Source organism: Streptomyces sp. NBC_01390, assembly GCF_045040105.1.
Taxonomy (GTDB): domain Bacteria; phylum Actinomycetota; class Actinomycetes; order Streptomycetales; family Streptomycetaceae; genus Streptomyces.
Map to the genome: position 1 here is coordinate 8,510,642 of NZ_CP109551.1, position 14,900 is coordinate 8,525,541.

Genomic DNA, 14,900 nt, shown 5'->3' on the forward strand with positions numbered 1-14,900 from the left:
GACGGACACCATTGGTGTGGTGGTCAGGCCGAGCAATGCTCAGGACTTGTGGATCGGTTCCGGGAGGGCGTGCGAAGGGCGTACCTTCCCGAATGATCCTTTGATGGTCACCGAGTAGGCCCGCGTTCGCAGCGCGGGTCGGGAAGGCACGCCCGTGCTCAGCGTAGTGAACGCCGATGGCTCGACCGAGACCGGCTCCCTGATCGACGAGATCGTCCGCGAGGGCGCCCGCCGGATGCTGGCCGCCGCCTTGGAGGCCGAAGTCAACCAGTACATAGCCGAGTTGACGACCGAGACCGACGAGCGGGGGCGTCGGCTCGTGGTCCGCAACGGTCATCACCGGCCCCGGACCGTGGTCACCGCAGCCGGGCCGGTCGAGGTCACCGCGCCTCGGGTGAACGACCGTCGAGTGGACGAGGCCACCGGTGAGCGCAAGCGGTTCTCGTCGAAGATCCTTGCGCCGTGGTGCCGCAAGTCGCCCAAGGTCAGCGAGGTGCTGCCGCTGCTCTACCTGCACGGACTGTCCTCTGGGGACTTCGTGCCGGCGCTGGAGCAGTTCCTCGGCTCGGCCGCCGGACTGTCGTCGGCCACCGTGACCCGGCTGACGAAGCAGTGGGGCGACGACCACGCCGCCTTCCAGGCCCGTGACCTGTCCGACCGGGACTTCGTCTACGTGTGGGCTGACGGGGTGCACCCCAAGGTCCGGCTCGGGCAGGCGCACTCATGCGTCCTGGTCCTGCTCGGGGTGCGCGTCGACGGCACGAAGGAGCTGATCGCGATCGCGGAGGGGCTGCGTGAGTCCACGGAGTCGTGGGCCGACCTGCTGCGCGATTGCCGCCGGCGCGGCATGCGCGACCCGGAGCTGGTGGTCGGTGACGGCGCGATGGGGCTGTGGCGGGCCCTGGCCGAGGTCTTCCCCGCAGCCAGGCATCAGAGGTGCTGGGTTCACAAGGCCCGAAATGTCACGAACGCCCTGCCGAAGTCCGCGCAGCCGGGCGCGACGAAGGCGATGCAGGAGATCTACAACGCCGAGGACCGCACGCACGCCGAGAAGGCAATCGACGCGTTCGCGAAGACCTACGGGCAGAAGTGGCCCAAGGCCGTCGCGAAGATCCTCGACGACCGGGAGGAACTGCTGGCGTTCTACGACTTCCCGGCCGAGCACTGGATCCATCTGCGGACCACAAATCCGATCGAGTCCACGTTCTCCACGGTCAAGCTCCGCACCAAGGTCACTCGCGGCGCTGGCAGCCCAGCCGCGGCCCTCGCCATGGTGTTCAAGCTCGTGGAGTCCGCCCAGGCCCGCTGGCGGGCGATCACCGGCGCACACCTGGTCCCGCTGGTCCGCGCGGGCGCGAGGTTCGAGAATGGCCAGCTCGTGGAGCGAAACGAGGTCGCGGCCTGATGACCGCCCTGGATCCCCTCACCGACGAGGAACTGGACGAACTCGACGAGCTGGCAGGGGCCGCGACTCCGGGCCCGTGGTTCGTCCGCAGCCTCGACGATGCCGACGCCATGAGCCTTGTCGCCGTGAGCACAGTGCCCGACACCGGCCTCGGCGAGCGGTGGCCGGGCTTCGACCACCGCGAAATCGTGGCGGCGACCCTCATCCAACAACCCCGCTACGTCGATGCCGTCGATGAGCGATGGGACGAGAACGCGCACTTCATCGCGGCCACCCGCGGCACCGTCCCCCGCCTCGTCGCCGAAATCAGGCGTCTGCGCCAACAGCTGGAGGCCACCAGTCCTACGAATGGTCAAGAAGCGAACTGATCCACAACTATTGACAATTGCTCGTGGTCAGGCTGCGTGTGCGGTCTCGTATTCGGCGGGACTGCGGTAGCCGAGGCTGCTGTGCAGGCGGTGCAAGTTGTACCAGCCCTCGATGAAGTCGAAGATCGCGGTGCGTGCGGCGGTCCGGCTGGGCCAGGTTCTTGTGTCGAGCAACTCCCGTTTGATGGTGGCGAAGAACGACTCGGCGAGTGCGTTGTCCCAGCATTGCCCGGTGCGGCCGACGGACAGGCGGACGCCGAACTCCGTTGCCAGAGTGGCGAATTGCTGACTGGTGTACTGACAGCCGCGATCCGAGTGGAAGATCACCGGCCGTGCGGGGCGACGCTGTCGACAGGCCGCCGTGAGGGCGTCGGCGACCAGATCGGTCCGCAGATGATCGGCCGTCGCCCAGCCGATCACCCGGCGGGAGGCAATGTCGATGACGGTGGCCAGATAGAGCCAGCCCTCCTCGGTCCGCACGTAGGTGATGTCACCGCACCAGCGGGTGTCGAGGCCGTCCGGGTCGGGTGCGAAGTCCCGGACGAGAAGGTCGGGCCGGGACGCGGCCCGGGGGTCGGGGACTGTTGTCAGGTGCCGTCGTCTGCGGTGGCGGCCCTCCAGGCCCGCCGCCCGCATCAGTCTGGCGACGCGACGGCGTCCGCAGAGGGCACCCTCGCGTTTCAGCACGGCGTGGATGCGTGGAGAGCCGTAGGTGCCGCGGGACTTGGCGTGGACCTCGGTGATCTGCCCGGTCAGCTCGGCGTCACGGACCGCCCGCGGACCGGGGCTGCCGGTGCGGCGGGCATAAAAGGCGGTTCGGGAGACCTCCAGCAGTTCACACACGCGCTTGACGTTGTGACCGTCTCGCTTCTCCGCCTCGATGAACGGGTGCACCGTCACCGGGTCTCCTTCGCGAAGAAAGCCGTGGCCCGCTTGAGGATGTCGACGTCCTCGCGCAGCCGACGGTTCTCCCGCCGCAGAGCGGCCAGCTCGTCGCGTTCGCTGCTGGTCAGGCCGTCGCGTTCGCCCACGTCGACCTCGGCCTGCTTGACCCAGTCACGCACCGCGGTCTCGGTCAGATCGAAGTCCTTGGCGATCGCACCGACCGATCGGTCACCGTGCCGGCACAGCTCGACGATCTCGGCCTTGAACTCCGGCGTGAACGAACGGCGAGGGCGTGGCTTCTTCTTCCCCATGCTCTCCATGATGGACATCCTCCCGGGGCAGAACCCCTGATCTCGGATGTCCGTCAAAGTGGATCAAGCCCAGTGTGGAAGCTCTCGGTCAACAGGACGACCAAGAAGCCGACTTACCTCGTCCGCTGGGTCGTTGACGGTCAACCGTTCAGCGAGTCCTACAAGACCACCGCACTGGCCGACCGTTTCAGGGCCAAGCTGCTGCGAGCCGTCGACAAGGGTGAGCCCTTCGACACGGTGACGGGTCTGCCCGACTCGCTGCGCGGCGGACAGGCGGCGCTGTCGTTCCTGGAGCTGACGCTCAAGTACATCGATGCCCGGTGGGCGGAGGCGTCCGCGAAGCAGCGGGACAGCATGACGGATGCGTTGGCGACGGTCGTTCCTGTACTGGTCAAGCCGGTACGGGGGCGGCCAGCGCCGGAGATCGTGCGGCGTGCACTGCGCTCATACCTGCTGCCCGTGCCGCGGAGGGAGCGGGAGCGGCCGGAGGAGATCGCCTCTGCGGTGCGCTGGATCGAGCGGGCGTCTCTGCCGGTGGCGGAGTTGCAGGAGATAGCTCGGGTTCATGAGCTGATCGACGGTCTTGGGCGGAAGTTGGACGGCAAGCCTGCGGCCACGCAGACGTACCGGCGGCGTCGGGCTGTGGTGTTCAACTCGCTTGAATTTGCTGTGGAGTTGGAGCTGTTGCCCTCGAACCCGCTCAGCCGAGTACGCCGTAAGCGTGGGAAGCGACCGCTGCAAGAGGTCGACCGCCGAGTGGTGGTCAATCCGAAGCAGGCGCGGGAACTGCTGGCGGCGGTGACGTACGTCGGCGGGTACGAGCGGGCCAGTGGGCGACGGCTGCGGGCATTCTTCGGGTGCTTGTACTACGCGGCCATGCGGCCCGGTGAGGCGCTGGGGCTTCGTCGCTCGGACTGCGTGCTTCCGGTGAAGGGCTGGGGCCGTATCGAGCTGGCCGAGACCCGTCCGACGGCTGGTAAGGCGTGGACCGATTCCGGTGAGGCTCACGACCGGGAGCAATGCTCAGGACTTGTGGATCGGTTCCGGGAGGGCGTGCGAAGGGCGTACCTTCCCGAATGATCCTTTGATGGTCACCGAGTAGGCCCGCGTTCGCAGCGCGGGTCGGGAAGGCACGCCCGTGCTCAGCGTAGTGAACGCCGATGGCTCGACCGAGACCGGCTCCCTGATCGACGAGATCGTCCGCGAGGGCGCCCGCCGGATGCTGGCCGCCGCCTTGGAGGCCGAAGTCAACCAGTACATAGCCGAGTTGACGACCGAGACCGACGAGCGGGGGCGTCGGCTCGTGGTCCGCAACGGTCATCACCGGCCCCGGACCGTGGTCACCGCAGCCGGGCCGGTCGAGGTCACCGCGCCTCGGGTGAACGACCGTCGAGTGGACGAGGCCACCGGTGAGCGCAAGCGGTTCTCGTCGAAGATCCTTGCGCCGTGGTGCCGCAAGTCGCCCAAGGTCAGCGAGGTGCTGCCGCTGCTCTACCTGCACGGACTGTCCTCTGGGGACTTCGTGCCGGCGCTGGAGCAGTTCCTCGGCTCGGCCGCCGGACTGTCGTCGGCCACCGTGACCCGGCTGACGAAGCAGTGGGGCGACGACCACGCCGCCTTCCAGGCCCGTGACCTGTCCGACCGGGACTTCGTCTACGTGTGGGCTGACGGGGTGCACCCCAAGGTCCGGCTCGGGCAGGCGCACTCATGCGTCCTGGTCCTGCTCGGGGTGCGCGTCGACGGCACGAAGGAGCTGATCGCGATCGCGGAGGGGCTGCGTGAGTCCACGGAGTCGTGGGCCGACCTGCTGCGCGATTGCCGCCGGCGCGGCATGCGCGACCCGGAGCTGGTGGTCGGTGACGGCGCGATGGGGCTGTGGCGGGCCCTGGCCGAGGTCTTCCCCGCAGCCAGGCATCAGAGGTGCTGGGTTCACAAGGCCCGAAATGTCACGAACGCCCTGCCGAAGTCCGCGCAGCCGGGCGCGACGAAGGCGATGCAGGAGATCTACAACGCCGAGGACCGCACGCACGCCGAGAAGGCAATCGACGCGTTCGCGAAGACCTACGGGCAGAAGTGGCCCAAGGCCGTCGCGAAGATCCTCGACGACCGGGAGGAACTGCTGGCGTTCTACGACTTCCCGGCCGAGCACTGGATCCATCTGCGGACCACAAATCCGATCGAGTCCACGTTCTCCACGGTCAAGCTCCGCACCAAGGTCACTCGCGGCGCTGGCAGCCCAGCCGCGGCCCTCGCCATGGTGTTCAAGCTCGTGGAGTCCGCCCAGGCCCGCTGGCGGGCGATCACCGGCGCACACCTGGTCCCGCTGGTCCGCGCGGGCGCGAGGTTCGAGAATGGCCAGCTCGTGGAGCGAAACGAGGTCGCGGCCTGATGACCGCCCTGGATCCCCTCACCGACGAGGAACTGGACGAACTCGACGAGCTGGCAGGGGCCGCGACTCCGGGCCCGTGGTTCGTCCGCAGCCTCGACGATGCCGACGCCATGAGCCTTGTCGCCGTGAGCACAGTGCCCGACACCGGCCTCGGCGAGCGGTGGCCGGGCTTCGACCACCGCGAAATCGTGGCGGCGACCCTCATCCAACAACCCCGCTACGTCGATGCCGTCGATGAGCGATGGGACGAGAACGCGCACTTCATCGCGGCCACCCGCGGCACCGTCCCCCGCCTCGTCGCCGAAATCAGGCGTCTGCGCCAACAGCTGGAGGCCACCAGTCCTACGAATGGTCAAGAAGCGAACTGATCCACAACTATTGACAATTGCTCCACGACCGGCGGGGCTTGAAGCAGCGAGCGGAAGGTGAAGTGCGCATCGTGCCGATACCGCCGCCGCTCGTACGGCTGCTCCGGGAGCACCTGAAGGAGTTCGGCACGGCGAAGGACGGCCGGCTCTTCGCCAGTGAGCGAGGCAACGTCGTAGCTGCGTCGTCGTACTCGCGAGTGTGGAAGCAGACGCGAGAGTTGGCCTTGCTGCCGGATCAGGTGTCATCGGTGCTTGCCTTCCGGCCATACGACCTGCGGCACGCGGGCGTGTCCCAGTGGCTCAACTCCGGGGTGCCGGCCCCAGAGGTGGCAGCTCGCGCCGGTCATTCGGTCGACGTGCTGCTCAAGATCTACGCGAAGTGCATCGACGGCCAGGAGCAGGAGATGAACGACCGGATCCTGAAGGGGCTGGGAGAGGAGGACGACACCTCGGGAAAGTGAAACGGTCCGTAGGACCGATCGACGCGAAGCCTCGGAGAGATCCGAGGCTTTCGTCATGCTCGGAGGCTGAGCCGCTCGGCTCGATTGGAGCGGTCGGACAAGCGTCGAGCGGTGCGAGGCCTAAATTACGGCTGTGCATCCCCTTCACTTCCAGAGTTCGAAGGAGCAAGGCATCAATGTCTACCGCTACCTTCCCGGCGCGCGAACAGCCGTGACCCGTCACTGGCCGGGCCTGTTCCAGGACTGGCCGCCCGAGCCGACTCCCTTCACCGAGTACGCGGTGAACAACAACAATATGGAAGAGGTGGCCGTCTACACCGGCCTGGTCTGGCGTCTGACCGCGGGGCTGGCTCGATACGCGATCCCTACCTACTACCGAGAAGAGGCCGCACAGACTCTGGGACGCGAGCCGGTACTCGTCGACTGGGAGTACGACATCGAAGCGGAGGATCCGCACGCGGTGCGTGACAACGGCTTCGTCCCAGGGCGCTCAACTGCTGGTAGGCGCAGGCCGGATGCCTGGAAGGACGTCAATCGCGCTGGGCTGTTCGATCTCTCAACACCCCGAGATCTCGTTCGTCTGCTGCATGCTGTCCTGTTGGATGCGTCCTCAGAGATCACTGTCTTTGCAGTTACCCCCGGCCCCGCCCGGCTGAAGGATCTCGTCGCCTCGCTGTCCGGCTCGTCCAGGCCAAGTCTGCCCTCGGTCATCAGGGACGCGGATGTCTTCGTGGACCTGACCATCGGCAGTGACGTCGACTACTACGACGCGATCACGGTTGCCTCCCACGCTGACCTTCAGCCACGGCTTGACGCGTTGGCGAACGACTTCGCACGACGGATCGAGGTCTTCGAAGGCTGCGTAGACAGCCTGACTGACGTAGCTGCCTTCCTCGGGGTCGTCCCCGAGCTGTCAGGGATCGACCTGGACGCTGAGTGAGCGTGTACCGGAGCATCCAGTACCACCGAAACCGAGGTCTTCTACGCAGCTTGAGCTGCGGAAAGAGCACCCAAGATCAACACGCTATTACAACGTGATCACTGTCATCAGGCTGCTTTCGGCGGCATCCGCCTGCACACACGCGAAGACCCCGTCCTCAGCTAAAGCGCTGATGGCGGGGTCTTTAGGCACCTCATTCAAGGTGCCCCCGGCAGGATTCGAACCTGCGCACACGGCTCCGGAGGCCGTTGCTCTATCCCCTGAGCTACGGGGGCGTGTCTGGCGCGTTGCGCTGTGACGGGTAGAACCCTACCAGCTCGTTCGGGGTGATCAGGAACGGGTTTTGGGAGCCGGGGGCGGGCCGGGTCGGTGCTCGATCGGTGCCGTGGAAGTAGGCAAAAGCCGGACGCGGTGGCCGGTCTCGACCTACCCTCGAGTTGTGCCGGGCGTGTCCGGCCGGGTTCTTGTTGTGGACGACAACAAGGTCATCCGGCAGCTGATCAGGGTCAACCTCGAACTGGAGGGTTTCGAGGTCGTGACCGCGGCTGATGGTGCCGAGTGTCTGGATGTCGTTCATCAGGTCTGCCCCGATGTCGTCACCCTCGACGTCGCGATGCCTCGGCTCGACGGCCTGCGCACCGCCGCCAGGCTGCGTGCCGATCCCCGTACCCGCGGCCTGCCCCTCGCCATCATCAGCGCCTGTACGGAGTTCGAGGTCGAGGCGGGGCTGGAGGTCGGCGTCGACGCGTTTCTCGCCAAGCCCTTCGACCCCTCCGAACTCATCAGCCTCGTACAGCAGTTGGCCGAACGCGGACGGGACGACGCCTCCCTCGAAAGTGCCCTCGGGCCTCCCCTCACGCCCACGGCCGTGCCGCCCCTCGGAGCCCTTGACCCCCTCGGCGCCCCCGGCGAAGCCGAGCGAGCCGGCCGGGGTGTCGGCGGCTGAGACCGGCACTCGCCGCCCCCTCCGGTCGTCCCGCCCCTTCTCCCGCCCTCCCTTCCTTCCTTCCTTCCACTTTCCCCCTCTGTCCACATGCCGGACGCACTCCAAACCCAGTCGCATACCCACCCCCCTCCTCCCATACGCTGGTCCCGTGACCCCCGTCGAGCTCTCTCGTACCGTGCTGTGCGCGGTACGTCGTGCTGTCGACGCGGGAGAGCTGACCGTCGCCGTCCCCGCACGCGCCGTCGTCGCGGCGCCCGGACCCGGCGGCTCCGGGGACTACGCCACGAACATCGCGCTGCAGCTGGCCCGGCCCGCCGGCCGCACTCCCCGTTACGTCGCCGAGGTCCTGTGCGAGCGGATCAGCGCCGCGCCCGGCGTCCGTGGCGTCGAGATCACCGGGCCCGGATTCCTCAACATCAGCCTCGACAGCGCCGCCCCCGCAGCCCTCGTACGAGAGATCCTCGACCAGGGTCTGCGGTACGGGCACAGTGACGCCCTTGCCGGACAGCTGCTGTCGGTACGGCTGCCCCTCGCGTACGAGCCCCGAGCCGAAGTCGTCGCCGACGCCCTCACCCGGATCGTCGCCTCCCAAGGCGCTCGCGTGCATCTCTGGCGGGGAACCGACGTCCATGAGGGCGGCGCCGAGATCCTTGATCTCCGTACCCTCCCCCCCGCCCCCAGCGACCCCGCCCCCCTGGGCCCCGACGCCGCCCGCTGGGTCCTTCTTCATCCCGCCCCGCACGACCGGGTCCGGGTCGGCGCCGAGTATCTGGTCCAGCGGGAGAGCAACCCCCTCTTCCGGGTGCGTTACGCCTACGCCCGTACCCGCGCCCTCGGCCGGAACGCCGCCGACCTCGGCTTCGCCGCGTACGCCGGTGATCTGGACGACGTACCGGCCCCCCTTCACCTCGCCCTCGCCGACCACCCCCGTCTGCTCCTCGGCGCCGCCACCCACCGCGCCCCGGACCGGCTCGCCCGGCATCTCGTCACCCTTGCCGATGCCACGCTCGCCTTCCTCCCCACCGTGCTGCCGCTCGGCGACGAGAAACCCTCGGCCGCCCACCGAGCCCGGCTCGCGCTCGCCGAAGCCGCCGGGACGGTGCTGGCCGGCGGCCTGTCCCTGCTCGGTATCGACGCACCCGAATATCTTTGAACCACCTCTGACACCTCTGAGGAAGCACGCAGTCATGAGCCGTTCCGCACACCCCGCCGGGCCCCGTCACGCAGATGTGCTGCCCGAGGGACATCCCTCCGCGCCGCCCGCCGACCTCAACCACCTGGACCCGAAGGTCTGGGCGTCGACCGTCACCCGTACGGCCGACGGTGTCGTCAGCGTCGGCGGGGTCGAGGTCACGAAGCTCGCCGAGGAGTTCGGCACCCCGGCCTACCTCATCGACGAAGCCGACTTCCGTGAGCGCGCCCGTGCGTGGCGTACCGCCTTCGGGGCCGACGCCGACGTCTTCTACGCTGGCAAGGCGTTTCTCTCCCGGGCCGTCGTGCGCTGGCTGCACGACGAAGGGCTCAACCTCGATGTCTGTTCCGGGGGCGAACTCACCACCGCTCTCTCCGCCGGAATGCCCGCCGACCGCATCGCCTTCCACGGCAACAACAAGTCCGTCGACGAGATCGAGACCGCCATTCGTGCCGGTGTCGGGCGGATCGTGCTCGACTCCTTCCAGGAGATCGTCCGCGTCGCGCACATCGCGCAGTCCCTCGGTAAGCGGCAGCGCGTGCAGATCCGTATCACCGTCGGCGTGGAAGCCCACACGCACGAGTTCATCGCCACCGCCCACGAGGACCAGAAGTTCGGTATTCCGCTGGCCGGCGGGCAGGCCGCCGAGGCCGTGCGGCGGGCTCTGCAGCTCGACGGACTCGAGCTGATCGGAATCCACTCGCACATCGGGTCGCAGATCTTCGACATGTCCGGGTTCGAGGTCGCCGCCCATCGCGTCGTCGGGCTGCTCAAGGACATTCGTGACGAGCACGGCGTCGAGCTGCCCGAGATCGACCTCGGGGGTGGGCTCGGTATCGCCTACACCAGCGACGACGACCCGCGCGAGCCGCACGAGATCGCCAAGGCGCTCCACGAGATCGTCACCCGGGAGTGCGAGTCCGCCAAGCTGCGCACCCCGCGTATCTCCGTCGAGCCGGGGCGCGCCATCGTCGGGCCCACCGCCTTCACCCTCTACGAGGTCGGCACCATCAAGCCCCTCGACGGGCTGCGCACCTATGTCTCCGTCGACGGTGGGATGTCGGACAACATCCGGACCGCGTTGTACGACGCCGAATACAGCGTCGCTCTCGTCTCCCGGACCTCCGAGGCCGCGCCCATGCTGGTGCGGGTCGTCGGCAAGCACTGCGAGAGCGGGGACATCGTCGTCAAGGACGCCTTCCTCCCCGCCGATCTGGCACCGGGTGACCTGATCGCGGTGCCGGCGACCGGCGCGTACTGCCGGTCCATGGCCAGCAACTACAACCACGCCCTGCGCCCGCCCGTCGTCGCCGTGCGCGAGGGGGAGGCCCGGGTGATCGTCAGGCGGGAGACCGAGGAGGATCTGCTCCGGCTCGACGTGGGGTGACGGCAGAATCTCAGGAGGAGAACCCCTGGAGCAGAATTCGAGGAAGCGGCGGAAGATCTTCTGTCTTCCGCCGCCCGGAAAACGAAATAGACATCTCACGATCCGGACGATGGACAGAAACTTCAGTCCGGTGAGTGAGACTTATGAACCGTAGACGGTATGAGGAAACGAGGTCGGATGATGCGTACGCGTCCGCTGAAGGTGGCGCTGCTGGGCTGTGGGGTTGTCGGCTCAGAGGTGGCGCGCATCATGACGACGCACGCCGACGATCTCGCCGCCAGGATCGGCGCTTCCGTTGAGCTTGCAGGCGTTGCCGTGCGGCGGCCCTCCAAGGTGCGTGACGGCATCGACCCCGCCCTTGTCACCACCGACGCCACCGCCCTCGTCAAACGCGGTGACATCGACGTGGTCGTCGAGGTCATCGGCGGTATCGAACCCGCGCGCTCCCTCATCACCGCCGCCTTCGAGCACGGCGCGTCCGTCGTCTCCGCCAACAAGGCCCTCCTCGCCCAGGACGGCGCCGCCCTACACGCCGCCGCCGAGGAGCACGACGCGGACCTGTACTACGAGGCCGCCGTCGCCGGTGCCATCCCCCTCATCCGGCCGCTGCGCGAGTCCCTCGCGGGCGACAAGGTGAACCGGGTCCTCGGGATCGTCAACGGCACCACCAACTTCATCCTCGACAAGATGGACTCGACCGGGGCCGGCTACCAGGAGGCCCTCGACGAGGCCACCGCCCTGGGCTACGCGGAAGCCGACCCCACCGCCGACGTCGAGGGGTTCGACGCCGCCGCCAAGGCCGCCATCCTCGCCGGAATCGCCTTCCACACGCGCGTGCGCCTCGACGACGTCTACCGCGAGGGCATGACCGAGGTCACCGCCTCCGACTTCGCCTCCGCCAGGAACATGGGCTGCACCATCAAACTGCTCGCCATCTGCGAGCGGGCCGGCGACGGCCAGTCCGTCACCGCGCGTGTGCATCCGGCCATGATCCCGCTGACGCACCCGCTCGCCTCCGTGCGAGGCGCCTACAACGCCGTGTTCGTCGAGTCCGACGCCTCCGGCCAGCTGATGTTCTACGGGCCCGGAGCCGGCGGTGCGCCGACGGCCTCCGCCGTGCTCGGTGACCTCGTCGCCGTGTGCCGCAACCGGCTCAGCGGGACCACCGGACCGGGCGAGTCGGCGTATGCGGCGCTGCCCGTTTCGGGCATGGGCGATGTGGTCACTCGCTATCACATCAGCCTTGACGTCGCCGACAAACCGGGTGTTCTCGCCCAGGTGGCCACCGTGTTCGCCGAGCACGGGGTTTCCATCGATACGGTTCGGCAGACGGGCAAGGACGGCGAGGCCTCCCTTGTCGTCGTCACCCATCGTGCGTCCGACGCCGCCCTGGGCGGAACCGTCGAGGCGTTGCGCAGGCTCGACACCGTGCGGGGTGTCGCAAGCATCATGCGGGTTGAAGGAGAGTAACCAGCAATGACCCACCAGTGGCGCGGAATCATCGAGGAGTACCGGGACCGGCTGCCCGTCTCCGCCAGCACGCAGGTCGTGACGCTCCGGGAGGGCGGTACGCCCCTCGTCCCCGCGCAGGTGCTCTCCGAGCGCACGGGCTGCGAGGTCCACCTCAAGGTGGAGGGCGCCAACCCGACCGGGTCCTTCAAGGACCGCGGAATGACCATGGCCATCACCCGGGCCAAGGAGGAGGGCGCGAAGGCGGTCATCTGTGCCTCCACGGGCAACACGTCTGCCTCCGCCGCCGCCTACGCCGTGCGCGCCGGCATGGTCTCGGCCGTACTCGTGCCGCAGGGCAAGATCGCCCTTGGCAAGATGGGGCAGGCGCTGGTCCACGGCGCCAAGATCCTCCAGGTCGACGGCAACTTCGACGACTGCCTCACCCTCGCCCGCTCGCTGAGCGACAACTACCCCGTGGCGCTGGTGAATTCGGTCAACCCCGTGCGTATCGAGGGGCAGAAGACGGCCGCCTTCGAGATCGTCGACATGCTCGGCGACGCGCCCGACATCCACGTCCTGCCGGTCGGCAACGCGGGCAACATCACCGCGTACTGGAAGGGCTACACCGAGTACGCCGCCGACGGCATCGCCCGGCGCACCCCGCGCATGTGGGGGTTCCAGGCGGCCGGCAGTGCCCCCATTGTGCGCGGCGAGATCGTCAAGGACCCCGCGACGCTCGCCACCGCCATCCGCATCGGCAACCCGGCCTCCTGGAAGCAGGCGCTGGCCGCGCGCGACGAGTCGGGCGGCCTCATCGACGAGGTGACGGACCGTGAGATCCTGCGCGCCTACCGGCTGTTGGCCGCGCAGGAGGGCGTTTTCGTCGAGCCGGCGTCCGCCGCGTCCGTCGCCGGTCTGCTGAAACTGGCCGAGCAGGGCAAGGTCGACCCGGGCCAGACCATCGTCTGCACGGTCACCGGCAACGGCCTGAAGGACCCGGGCTGGGCCACCGAGGGCGCACCGAAGCCGGTCGTCGTCCCCGTGGACGCCGCGACCGCCGCCGAGCGACTCGGACTCGCGTAGACCGCGTACTGAAACGCCGGAAGTGGGGTACTCCCCACGGCGGGTGCACAGGGGGCTTACGACACGCATCGTGCGCCTCCTGTGCGCCCTATGTCGCCACAGAACCTTCCTTCGATAAGCTGGGGTGAACCCGCCCGCCGCATATGCCCCCGCGTATGGCGCAGCGCCGCGTTGCCTCAGCGGCCCGAGGGTCTCCCCGTAGGTCTTCAGCCGTTCTTCCAGCAGTCGTTCCACAGTGCCGTAACCCATTGCCGTAACCCAGTGTCGTATCGAACGTCTTCGACGAAATCGCAGCTCAAGGAGAGTCATCGAGCGATGGCCGGTCCAGCGTTCCGTGCCGCCGCCGTCCGGGTGCGCGTCCCCGCCACCAGCGCCAATCTCGGTCCGGGCTTCGACGCCCTCGGCCTGTCGCTGGCGTTGTACGACGACGTGGTCGTCCGGGTGGCCGACTCCGGGCTGCACATCGACATCGCGGGTGAGGGCAGCGAGACCCTCCCGCGCGACGAGAACCACCTGCTCGTACGGTCCCTGCGCACCGCCTTCGACCTGCTGGGCGGACAGCCCCGCGGCCTGGAGATCGTGTGCGCCAACCGGATCCCGCACGGACGGGGACTCGGATCCTCCTCGGCCGCCATCTGCGCCGGCATCGTCGCCGCGCGGGCCGTCACCATAGGCGGCGACAGCCGGCTCGACGACGAGGCACTGCTCGAGCTCGCCACCGAGATCGAGGGACACCCCGACAACGTGGCCGCCTGTCTCCTCGGCGGGTTCACGCTCTCCTGGGTGGAGGCCGGAGCCGCCCGGGCGATCAGGATGGAGCCCGCCGGCTCCGTCGTTCCGGTCGTGTTCGTCCCCGGGAAGGCGGTGCTCACGGAGACCGCGCGCGGCCTCCTGCCGCGCACCGTCCCGCATGTCGACGCCGCGACCAACGCGGGGCGCGCCGCCCTGCTCGTCGAGGCTCTGACCAGGCGTCCCGAGCTTCTGCTGCCGGCCACCGAGGACCGCCTCCACCAGGACTACCGCGCCCCCGCCATGCCGGAGAGCACGGCGCTGGTGGAGCGGCTGCGGGCCGACGGCATCCCCGCGGTGATCTCCGGCGCCGGACCCACGGTCCTGGCCCTGGCCGACGAGGCGACCGCCGACAAGGTCTCCCAACTGGCGGGCGACGGCTGGGCCGCCAACCGGCTCGGCCTCGACGCCCGGGGCGCGAGCGTTCTGCCGCTCGCGGCCCCCGGAGAAAGCTAGGGCGACGACATCAACGGGGCGCGCACCAGGGAACTCGCGGCATTAGACGCCGCGGCCGTCGAGGCCGCGACATTCAACGCCGTGACCTCCAACGCTGTGACATGCAGCTCTGTGACTTTCAACTACATACGGTTGCCGGATTTGGAGAGGGGGAATGTTTGTTGGATCCGGTAGTGTTAACCTCAAGTCTGCACCCGACCCCACCATGGCGAGGTGCTTTGTGTCCCCGTCCGGGACAGACATTCTTCCGGGAGCCCCCCAAGCCACTCTGTGTTTCATGCGGCGTTCGATTCGTCGTGTGCAGGCGCTGAGCGGCATTCAGGGCACGCTTCGGAACCGGTGTGACCAAGCCGCCTGACACCGCCAGCCAGTGTCACGGTTTTGGGAAGCGCCATCACCAGAAACCTCTTCCGCCGCTTCGGCGGACCACCGCCCCGGCACGGTCCACTCATGAAGGACCGAAGCCGG

12 protein-coding genes, 1 tRNA gene and 2 pseudogenes are annotated in these 14,900 nt (G+C 68.3%); 13 read left to right on the forward strand and 2 right to left on the reverse strand.

The features are described from left to right. The first annotated feature begins 154 nt into the window (after window positions 1-154). Both OG241_RS38415 and OG241_RS38420 read left to right on the forward strand, forming a co-directional pair. On the forward strand, window positions 155-1,405 hold the full coding sequence (locus OG241_RS38415) for an IS256 family transposase (RefSeq protein WP_405816475.1): 1,251 nt from the start codon (window positions 155-157) through the stop codon (window positions 1,403-1,405). Then, on the forward strand, window positions 1,405-1,773 hold the full coding sequence (locus OG241_RS38420) for a hypothetical protein (protein WP_405816476.1): 369 nt from the start codon (window positions 1,405-1,407) through the stop codon (window positions 1,771-1,773). Before OG241_RS38415 ends, OG241_RS38420 begins: the two co-directional genes overlap by 1 nt. Before the next feature lie 27 nt (window positions 1,774-1,800). Here the strand turns inward: OG241_RS38420 and OG241_RS38425 are convergent. Next, a pseudogene (locus OG241_RS38425) lies at window positions 1,801-2,969 on the reverse strand (IS3 family transposase). Between the two features lie 72 nt (window positions 2,970-3,041). Between OG241_RS38425 and OG241_RS38430 the strand changes: the two are divergent. The 5 genes and pseudogenes from OG241_RS38430 (at window position 3,042) to OG241_RS38450 (ending at window position 7,127) form a co-directional block, all read left to right on the forward strand. Beyond that, on the forward strand, window positions 3,042-4,049 hold the full coding sequence (locus tag OG241_RS38430) for a site-specific integrase (protein WP_405822169.1): 1,008 nt from the start codon (window positions 3,042-3,044) through the stop codon (window positions 4,047-4,049). A gap of 58 nt (window positions 4,050-4,107) precedes the next feature. Then, window positions 4,108-5,358 (forward strand): IS256 family transposase, encoded by a 1,251-nt coding sequence (locus tag OG241_RS38435; protein WP_405816475.1) that lies wholly within the window; start codon window positions 4,108-4,110, stop codon window positions 5,356-5,358. Further along, entirely contained in the window at window positions 5,358-5,726 is a 369-nt protein-coding gene (locus tag OG241_RS38440; protein ID WP_405816476.1) for a hypothetical protein, read from the forward strand. The genes OG241_RS38435 and OG241_RS38440 overlap by 1 nt, the downstream gene beginning before the upstream one ends. Before the next feature lie 23 nt (window positions 5,727-5,749). Next, window positions 5,750-6,187 (forward strand): annotated as a pseudogene (locus OG241_RS38445) (tyrosine-type recombinase/integrase); the annotation flags it as partial. A gap of 133 nt (window positions 6,188-6,320) precedes the next feature. Further along, a complete protein-coding gene (locus OG241_RS38450; RefSeq protein ID WP_405822170.1) occupies window positions 6,321-7,127 on the forward strand; it encodes a hypothetical protein in 807 nt (268 codons plus the stop codon). A 203-nt stretch (window positions 7,128-7,330) separates the two neighbouring features. Here the strand turns inward: OG241_RS38450 and OG241_RS38455 are convergent. After that, a tRNA-Arg gene (locus OG241_RS38455) sits at window positions 7,331-7,402 on the reverse strand. 164 nt (window positions 7,403-7,566) lie between these two features. Here OG241_RS38455 and OG241_RS38460 point away from each other — a divergent pair. The 6 genes from OG241_RS38460 to thrB all read left to right on the forward strand — a co-directional run bounded on the left by OG241_RS38460 (window position 7,567) and on the right by thrB (window position 14,432). Continuing rightward, on the forward strand, window positions 7,567-8,073 hold the full coding sequence (locus tag OG241_RS38460; protein ID WP_405822171.1) for a response regulator: 507 nt from the start codon (window positions 7,567-7,569) through the stop codon (window positions 8,071-8,073). A 148-nt stretch (window positions 8,074-8,221) separates the two neighbouring features. Further along, window positions 8,222-9,226, forward strand: a complete 1,005-nt coding sequence (nrtL, locus tag OG241_RS38465; RefSeq protein WP_405822172.1) for an ArgS-related anticodon-binding protein NrtL — start codon at window positions 8,222-8,224, stop codon at window positions 9,224-9,226. A gap of 34 nt (window positions 9,227-9,260) precedes the next feature. Beyond that, complete coding sequence (gene lysA / locus OG241_RS38470) at window positions 9,261-10,652, forward strand: diaminopimelate decarboxylase (protein WP_405822174.1); 1,392 nt, start codon at window positions 9,261-9,263, stop codon at window positions 10,650-10,652. 177 nt (window positions 10,653-10,829) lie between these two features. Continuing rightward, the gene (locus OG241_RS38475) at window positions 10,830-12,122 is read left to right on the forward strand and encodes a homoserine dehydrogenase (RefSeq protein ID WP_405822176.1); all 1,293 of its coding nucleotides are present in this window, start codon (window positions 10,830-10,832) and stop codon (window positions 12,120-12,122) included. A 6-nt stretch (window positions 12,123-12,128) separates the two neighbouring features. Further along, on the forward strand, window positions 12,129-13,187 hold the full coding sequence (gene thrC / locus OG241_RS38480; RefSeq protein ID WP_405822177.1) for a threonine synthase: 1,059 nt from the start codon (window positions 12,129-12,131) through the stop codon (window positions 13,185-13,187). A 315-nt stretch (window positions 13,188-13,502) separates the two neighbouring features. Continuing rightward, window positions 13,503-14,432, forward strand: a complete 930-nt coding sequence (thrB, locus tag OG241_RS38485) for a homoserine kinase (RefSeq protein ID WP_405822179.1) — start codon at window positions 13,503-13,505, stop codon at window positions 14,430-14,432. Window positions 14,433-14,900 lie beyond the last annotated feature (468 nt).